At 69.8% G+C, this 7,164-nt stretch carries 8 protein-coding genes; 4 read left to right on the forward strand and 4 right to left on the reverse strand.

From position 1 onward, the window contains the following. The first annotated feature begins 52 nt into the window (after positions 1-52). Positions 53-1,291, forward strand: a complete 1,239-nt coding sequence (locus H3O04_RS18165; RefSeq protein ID WP_077220819.1) for an MFS transporter — start codon at positions 53-55, stop codon at positions 1,289-1,291. A gap of 159 nt (positions 1,292-1,450) precedes the next feature. Here the strand turns inward: H3O04_RS18165 and H3O04_RS18170 are convergent, their stop codons facing one another. Next, positions 1,451-1,630, reverse strand: a complete 180-nt coding sequence (locus H3O04_RS18170) for a hypothetical protein (RefSeq protein ID WP_202588187.1) — start codon at positions 1,628-1,630, stop codon at positions 1,451-1,453. 78 nt (positions 1,631-1,708) lie between these two features. Here H3O04_RS18170 and H3O04_RS18175 point away from each other — a divergent pair, with 78 nt between their 5' ends. After that, complete coding sequence (locus H3O04_RS18175) at positions 1,709-2,401, forward strand: phosphatase PAP2 family protein (protein WP_069231946.1); 693 nt, start codon at positions 1,709-1,711, stop codon at positions 2,399-2,401. A 101-nt stretch (positions 2,402-2,502) separates the two neighbouring features. Here H3O04_RS18175 and H3O04_RS18180 read toward each other — a convergent pair whose 3' ends face one another. Both H3O04_RS18180 and H3O04_RS18185 read right to left on the reverse strand, forming a co-directional pair. Continuing rightward, on the reverse strand, positions 2,503-3,162 hold the full coding sequence (locus tag H3O04_RS18180) for a glutathione S-transferase family protein (protein WP_012339270.1): 660 nt from the start codon (positions 3,160-3,162) through the stop codon (positions 2,503-2,505). 126 nt (positions 3,163-3,288) lie between these two features. Beyond that, positions 3,289-4,359: a rhodanese-like domain-containing protein gene (locus H3O04_RS18185; RefSeq protein WP_124548649.1), complete on the reverse strand. Its 1,071-nt coding sequence runs from the start codon at positions 4,357-4,359 to the stop codon at positions 3,289-3,291. A 295-nt stretch (positions 4,360-4,654) separates the two neighbouring features. Here H3O04_RS18185 and H3O04_RS18190 point away from each other — a divergent pair, with 295 nt between their 5' ends. Together H3O04_RS18190 and H3O04_RS18195 are read left to right on the forward strand one after the other, a co-directional pair. Beyond that, positions 4,655-5,560 carry an HTH-type transcriptional regulator ArgP gene (locus H3O04_RS18190; RefSeq protein WP_011548948.1) on the forward strand — a complete coding sequence of 302 codons (906 nt, stop codon included), beginning with the start codon at positions 4,655-4,657 and terminating at the stop codon, positions 5,558-5,560. 163 nt (positions 5,561-5,723) lie between these two features. Continuing rightward, positions 5,724-5,936 carry a DUF1059 domain-containing protein gene (locus H3O04_RS18195; protein WP_006480352.1) on the forward strand — a complete coding sequence of 71 codons (213 nt, stop codon included), beginning with the start codon at positions 5,724-5,726 and terminating at the stop codon, positions 5,934-5,936. Positions 5,937-6,040: 104 nt separating this feature from the next. Here the strand turns inward: H3O04_RS18195 and ltaE are convergent, their stop codons facing one another. Beyond that, positions 6,041-7,054, reverse strand: coding sequence for a low-specificity L-threonine aldolase (gene ltaE / locus H3O04_RS18200; protein WP_202588188.1), 1,014 nt, complete (start codon positions 7,052-7,054; stop codon positions 6,041-6,043). Positions 7,055-7,164 lie beyond the last annotated feature (110 nt).

The raw sequence follows: 7,164 nt of genomic DNA on the forward strand, positions 1-7,164 counted from the left end.
CGCATACCGCCACACTCGCGTCCATCCCATTCTTCCACCGAGGATGTACGCGATGTCCACCCCGACCCGTCTCGATGCCGCGCCCCGCGCGGCGCACGCCCCGGCCCGTCCGGCCGCGGCCGCCCATTCGATGCCCGATCGCCGGCTCGTGCTGCTGCTCGCGGCCGCCGCGGGCCTCGGCGTCGCCCCGCTCTACTACGCGCAGCCGATGCTCGGCGCGCTCGCGCCCGATCTCGGCGCGTCGGCGCGGGCGATCGGCTTCGTGCCGACGCTCACGCAGCTCGGCTATGCGCTCGGCATCCTGCTGCTCGCGCCGCTCGGCGACCGCTTCGACCGGCGCCGCGTGATCGTGACCAAGGCCGCCGCGCTGGTCGTCGCGCTGCTGCTGGCGTCGATCGCGCCGTCGCTCGGGCTGCTGCTCGCGGCGAGCTTCGCGATCGGCCTCGCCGCGACGATGGCGCAGGACGTCGTGCCGGCCGCCGCGACGCTCGCGCACGACGCGCATCGCGGCCGGATCGTCGGCACGGTGATGACGGGGTTGCTGCTCGGCATCCTGCTGTCGCGCGTCGTGGCCGGATTCGTCGCCGAGACGGCCGGCTGGCGCGCGATGTTCGCGCTCGCGGCCGCCAGCGTCGCCGTGATCGGCGTCGTGGCCGCACGCGGGTTGCCGCGCTTCGAGCCGACCACGCGGCTGCCGTATCGCGCGCTGATCGGCTCGCTCGGCGCGCTGTGGCGCGCGCATTCGGCACTGCGCCGCGCCGCGCTCGCGCAGGGGCTGCTGGCCGTCGGGTTCAGCGCGTTCTGGTCGACGCTCGCGGTGATGCTGCACGGCGCGCCGTTCCACCTCGGCAGCGCGGCCGCCGGCGCCTTCGGCCTCGCGGGCGCCGCCGGCGCGCTGGCCGCGCCGGTCGCCGGGCGCCTGGCCGATCATCACGGCCCGGAGCGCGTCACGCGCATCGGGATCGGCATCGCGACGCTGTCGTTCGCGTCGATGGCCGCCGCGCCGCTGATGTCGCCGCATGCGCAGCTCGTGCTGCTCGCGGTCGCGACGATCGGCTTCGATCTCGGCGTGCAGGCGACGCTGATCGCGCACCAGTCGATCGTCTACCGGATCGATCCCGCGTCGCGCAGCCGCCTCAACGCGGTGCTGTTCGTCGGCATGTTCATCGGGATGGCGGCCGGCGCCGCGATCGGCAGTTTGTTGCTCGCGCAACTGGGCTGGAATGCGGTGACCGCGCTGGCCGTCGCGACGTCGCTGGCCGCGCTCGCCGTGCGGGTGTGGCGCAACTGAAGTCGGGCATCGCGTCACGCCGGCGGGCAAGCCTATGAGGCTTGCCCGTTTTTTTTATCGGTGCGCATGACGCTGCGCCGCCCGACAGATTCGCGCCGCGCCGGTACGGCAATCGTTCATCCGGCGCAAGGTCCGAGGCGACGTGCCGAATTGTCCAGTTCACCCAAATATTTTTCCGGCGGCCGTGCACGCCCGCACGCAAACGTCGGACGATTCGGCCTTGCCGCGCCGCACGGCGCGCACCCATCCGGCCCCACCATCCAGCCCCGCTTCATCAGGGGAATCCCGGTATTTTTTCGCATTTTCTTCGAAATAACGGGTGACATACTTGCCCCCCATTGCGCTCCGTGCGAGCGCGCTTTTCGATCCAGCCGGCCGCCTGTCATGCGCTGCGCGTCCGTCCGGGTCGCACAGGACATGAACGATTTCGACACCACGATCCAGGTCTTCCTCACTCATGTGACGTTCGGCCCGCTGATGAATCACGCAATCCGCGTGATCGCCGGCCTCTACACGTTCAAGGGCTTCGTGCTCATTCCCGTGCTGTGCTGGCTGTGGTTCCAGCCCGGCCCGACCCGCGAGCGACAACGCGAGCTGGTCGTCGCCACCGTCGCGAGCGGGCTCATTGCGCTCGCCGTCGGCCGCGTGCTGGCGCAGGTGCTGCCGTTCCGCGTGCGGCCGATCTACAACCCCGACCTGCACCTGCACTTTCCGTCGGCCGGATTGCGTGCGGCGACGCTGCAGACCTGGAGTTCGTTTCCGAGCGATCACGCGATGCTGTGGATGGCGATCGCGACCGGCATCTTCATCATCGCGCGCCGCGTCGGCATCGTCGCGCTGCTGTATTCGGTCGTGTTCATCTGCCTGCCGCGCGCGTATCTCGGCTTTCACTATCCGACCGACCTGATCGCGGGCGCGGCGATCGGCATCGCGATCGCGTGGCTGCTGACGCGCGACGCGATCCGCTCGCGCTTCGCGCCGCAGGTGCTGGAGATGATCCGGCGCTTCCCCGCGCCGGCCTATACGCTCGCGTTCCTGCTGTGCTTCGAGTTGATCACGCAGTTCGACGAACTGCTGACGCTCGCGCAGTCGGCCACGCGCACGATGTGACGGCCACCGCGCGATGCTGCCGCTGCTGCTGTCGTTCCGTCGCCCCGGCGCGCGCTGCCGGCCATGCGCGGCAGCGGCGCGCTGTGCGACGGCCCCGCCCGTCAGTCGCGATCGGGCGCGCCGAGCGGAAAGAACGAGCGATACGGCCGCGCCTCGTCGACCGCGCGTGCAAACGACGGCCGCGCGAGCAGACGCTTGCGGTACGCGATCACGTTCGCGAACGCCGGATCGATCCGGTGCGTCCAGTCCGCATAGAACAGGAACGGCGCCGCGCCGCAATCGGCGAGGCTGAAACGATCGCCGGCTGCCCATTCGCGATCGGCCATCGTCTTGTCGAGCCACGCATACGACGTGTCGAGCATCGCGCGCGCATCGGCCACCCCGCGCGCATCGCGCTCGGCTTCCGGCCGCAGCGCATCGAACACGACCTTCTGCTGCGGCGTCGCCACGTAGTTGTCGAAGAAGCGATCCATCGTGCGCACCTCGAGCGCGGCGCGCGGATCGTCGGGCAGCAGGCGCACGGGGCCCGGATGGGCAAGACCGAGATACTCGATGATGATCGACGCCTCGATCACCGTGCGGCCCGCATCGACGAGCACCGGGAAGCGCTTCAGCGGCCACAGCGCGGTCAGTTCCTGCATCGGCTTCGGATCGTCGTGCGCGAGCACGCGATACTCGAACGGCGTGCCGTTCTCGTACAGCGCGGTCAGCACCTTCTGGCAGTAGGACGAAAAGGGATGGGCGTAAAGCGTCGGCATCATCGTGGGGTCTCTCTGGGTTTCGGCGCCACGTCGTGCGGCGCCACGTGATCGGATACCTTGACGACGAACGGCGCCCGGCCGTTTCGACATCGGTCCGGCATTTTTTTCGAAGGACTGCCTGGGCCGCTACGATCGGCCGTCCATCACGACACGCCCTTCGGCGCGCCAGCGCAGCATCCCGCCGCCGAGGTTCGCGACCGCGTCGAAGCCGGCCTTCTTCAGGATCACCGTCGCCTGCGCGGAGCGCCCGCCGGCCCGGCACACAGTCACGACCGGCCGGTCGTGCGCGATTTCACCGGTGCGCGCGGCCAGTTCGCCGAGCGGGATCGGCGTCGCGCCGGGCAGATGGCCGAGCGGGCCCGCGAATTCGTCCGGCTCGCGCACGTCGACGACCTGCACGGCCGGCAGATGATCCTCGAGCCATTGCGGATCGATTTCCCAGAAGCCGGCGAACGTATAGACGAGCGGCGCCCAGTCGGCTGCCGCCTGCGCATCGGGCGCGTTCGCGGCGACGCCGCACTGCAGGTTCGCCGGCACCGCAACGTCGATCTGGCGCGGATGCGCGAGGCCGAGGTTGCGCATGTAGCCCGCGAAATCGTCTTCGCTGAGATCGCCGCCGAGACGCGGGTTGAAGCGCCGCTCCTCGCCGACGCTCGTCACGGTGAGCCCCCGATAGTCGTGCGCGGGATACAGCAGGCACGCGGCCGGCAGCGTGAAGAGCCGGCCGTGTACCGCGCGATACAGCGCACGCGGGTCGCCCTGTTGGAAGTCGGTGCGGCCGGTGCCGCGGATCAGCAGGCAATCGCCGGTGAACGCCATCGATTCGTCGTCGAGTACGAGGCTGATGCAGCCGCTCGTGTGGCCGGGCGTCGCGCGCACGGTCAGGTAGCGCGGGCCGAATGCACAGCGGTCGCCGTCGTTCAGGTAGCGGTCGGCGCCGTGCGCGCCGCTCGCGGCCGAGATCGCGATCGCGCTGCCCGTGCGCTGCTTCAGCAGCCACGCGCCCGTCACGTGATCGGCATGCACGTGCGTATCGACGGTCGCGACGAGCCGCAATCCGAGTTCGTCGAGCAGCGCCGCGTCGCGACGCACCTGCTCGAACACGGGATCGATCAGCAGCGCCTCGCGCGATGCGCGGTCGGCGAGCAGATACGTGTACGTCGACGATTGCGGATCGAAAAGTTGCCGGAAGATCATTGCTTTATGGCTCCGTCGCTTGTTCTTCAGTGGGGTGTAGTCGGGTCGGCACACTGCATATCGTCGTCGGGCGTCGGCATGACGACCTCGCCGCCACGCGCGCGGCATCGCACCCGCCGCATCGCGCACACCCATACAGCGTAGATCAAAATGCCCGCATCGCCGCGCATCCCCTACGCGGTGCGCGATTCCGACGACGAATCGGGCAGCGCGGACGATTCGCCGCCGGGACCGCAGTGCATGCTGCCTTACACTACCGCCTGTTCTCGTTTCCGATCACAGGAATACTCCCGACATGTCGATGACGATCGATCCGAAGCAGGCCGCCGCGCTGCTGGCCGTCGCCGACACCGGCAGCTTCGAGCAGGCGGCCGTGCGCCTGCACGTGACCGCGTCCGCCGTCACGCAGCGGGTCCGCGCGCTGGAGGCGAGCCTCGGCACGCCGCTCGTCTTGCGCACGCGGCCGTGCCGCCCGACGGTGGCTGGGCAGCGCGTGCTGCAGCACCTGCGCCGCGTCGCGCTGCTGCAGGCCGACTTGCAGAGCACGCTCGCGGCCGAGCGCGAATCGCCGATCTCGGTCACGATCGCGCTGAACGCCGACAGCCTCGGCACGTGGTTCCTGCCCGCGCTGACGTCCGTGCTCGCCGGCGAGCGAATCCTGTTCGAGCTGATCGTCGAGGATCAGGATCACACGTTCGCGCTGCTCGAAAGCGGGATGGCGGTCGGCTGCGTGACGACCGAGCCGAAGCCAATGCGCGGCTGCCTCGCGACGCCGCTCGGCACGATGCGCTACCGGCTGCTCGCGGCCGCCGCGTTCGCGGTGCGCTGGTTTCCGCGTGGGCTGAACCGCACGAGCGCGCGCCACGCGCCCGTCGTCGCGTATTCGCGGCGCGACACGCTGCAGTCGTCGTTCCTGAAGGAGAAGTTCGGGTTGCCGGACGGCGCGTACCCGTGCCACTACGTGCCGGGCACCCATTCGCACTTCGCGGCGGTGCGGCACGGGCTCGGCTACGCGATGGTGCCGGAGCCGCTGATCGGCACCGCGCCGCTCGATGCGCAGGGGCTCGTCGATCTCGCGCCCGCGCATCCGACCGACGTCACGCTGTACTGGCACGCGTGGACGGTGCAGTCGCCGACGATGGCGTCGCTGTCCGAACGGGTGGTCGAAGCGGCGCGGCGGTTGCTCGCGCCGCTGCCGTAACGCACCGGCAGTCGCGCCGGCGATCGACACGGCCGGCCGGCGCGGTACGCACTCCGACGAGAAAGTCGGCCGCGCCACCTATACTTTTTCCATCGGCCTCGCGAACGCGCCGCGCGGCCGATCATCCCGATCCGGCCGTTCCCTTTCATGTGAGGAGAACATCATGTCCCGCCGCTATATCGATTGCCGCGAGTTTCCCAGCGCGATGCATTGCTCGGTCGCGATTTCCGCCGACTCCGACAATGAACTGCTGGAGGCCGCCGTGCAACACGCGGTCTCGGTGCACCAGCACACCGACAGCGCCGAACTGCGCACGCAGCTGAAATCGCTGTTCCACGACGGCACGCCGCCCGCCGACACGCCGCGGCAGGCGTAACCCGCCGGCACGGCACCGATCGACCGACGACGCGCCGCGTCAACCCTGCGCGTCTTGCGTCATGCCACGTCGCGCCGGCCCGTCGCCGGCCGGCGCATTCCGCTTCACGCGCGCCGCTGCGAGAAATACGCGCCCACCGCGCCGAGGAACGTGTCGATGTCCGCGCGCGACACGTCGCAATGCGTGACGAAGCGCGACGCATACAGCATCTGCGTGAGAATCCCGCGTTCCTTGAGCCACGCCTCGAGCGGCGCGCAATCGGCTTCGGGGAATTGCGCGAACACCATGTTCGTCGCATGCGACAGCACCTTCACGCCGTCGATGCGCGCGAGGCCGGCCGCGAGATGCGCGGCGTTCGCGTGATCGTCCGCGAGCCGCTCGACGTTGTGATCGAGCGCATACAGGCATGCCGCCGCGAGAATGCCCGACTGCCGCATCCCGCCGCCCAGCACCTTGCGCCAGCGCTGCGCGCGCTCGATCAGCGCACGGCTGCCGACCAGCACCGAGCCGACCGGCGCACCGAGCCCTTTCGAGAAGCAGATCGACACGGTGTCGAACGGCGCGCACAACTCGGCAATCGGGCGCCCCGATGCGACGGCCGCATTGCACACGCGCGCGCCGTCGAGGTGGGTGGCCAGCCCACGGCTGCGCGCGAACGCGACCGCTTCCTGCACATAGCCGTCCGGCAAGACCTGGCCGCCGATCGTGTTTTCGAGCGCGAGCAGGCGTGTGCGGGCAAAGTGGTTGTCGAGCGGCTTGATCGCCGCGGCGATCTTCGCGAGCGGCAGCGTGCCGTCCGGCGCGTTCTCGATCGGTTGCGGCTGGATGCTGCCCAGCACGGCCGCGCCGCCGCCTTCGTACTTGTAGGTGTGCGCGAGCTGGCCGACGATGTACTCGTCGCCGCGCTCGCAATGCGACATCAGCGCGGCCAGGTTGCTCTGCGTGCCGCTCGGGAAGAACAGGCCGGCTTCCTTGCCGGCCCGCTCGGCCGTCACCGCCTGCAGGCGCAGGACGGTCGGGTCGTCGCCCCAGACGTCGTCGCCGGTTTCGGCGGCGGTCATGGCGGCCAGCATCGCCTGGCCCGGACGTGTCACGGTATCGCTGCGTAAATCGATCATCGCTGTGCCCTGAGTGAACGCGGACCGGCCTTCCTGCGCCCGGCCCCGCCGAAAACGAGACTCAGAGTGTACGCAATTCACGCGGCATGTGCCGATGGATACGCCGCGAT

Origin of the sequence: Burkholderia sp. KCJ3K979, assembly GCF_016759955.1 — a bacterium.
In the GTDB taxonomy this organism is placed as follows: domain Bacteria; phylum Pseudomonadota; class Gammaproteobacteria; order Burkholderiales; family Burkholderiaceae; genus Burkholderia; species Burkholderia orbicola.